This is a genomic window from Legionella quateirensis (assembly GCF_001467955.1).
Lineage (GTDB): Bacteria > Pseudomonadota > Gammaproteobacteria > Legionellales > Legionellaceae > Legionella > Legionella quateirensis.
Genome location: NZ_LNYR01000045.1, coordinates 1 through 515, shown reverse-complemented (window position 1 = coordinate 515; position 515 = coordinate 1). Strand labels below are relative to the sequence as shown.

Sequence of the window (515 nt, the reverse complement as noted above, 5' to 3'; positions counted from 1 at the left end):
ATGCTCCCAAAACCGACGTTGCCAAAGCTGATACTCTCCTCGTTGATCTTTTGTTATTTTTAAGCCTTCTTTAATTAAACGTTTTGTAAAATTCGATTTGATCTGATGCCAGCGTAAAGAGTAATTAAAATCATTGTCTGGCAGTTTCCAAACAGCATGCACATGATCAGGCAATACGACTATAGCCTCCGTACTAAAAGGATATTTTTGTTTTATTGTTTGAAGTGTCTCACCTAACAGGTCAATATGGCTGGTTAATAAGTGTGATTTTCGATTTCTCAAAGCAAGAGTAAAAAAATAAGTCCCACCTGGCGTAAAATCTCTGCGAAAGTAAACCATGATTGATTATGAAGTTGGATTTCCTTTAAATGAAATTTTATACTGGTTTGTTAAGCTATGGAAGTAAAATGGAAACCTGGGATTCGGCCCTTTGGTCCTACTCCCAGGCTTGTATCTTTAAATTGTAAGCAAGAAAGCTTAATCTCAAGGGCACTTGGGATGGGAGAAGAGATCTT

The 515-nt window shown here is 37.1% G+C and carries 1 protein-coding gene; it reads right to left on the bottom strand.

The window, feature by feature from the left end:
- Positions 1–339, bottom strand: a 339-nt coding sequence (locus Lqua_RS15065; RefSeq protein WP_162264412.1) for an REP-associated tyrosine transposase, incomplete at its 3' end; no start/stop codon positions are given.
- Positions 340–515: the final 176 nt, after the last annotated feature.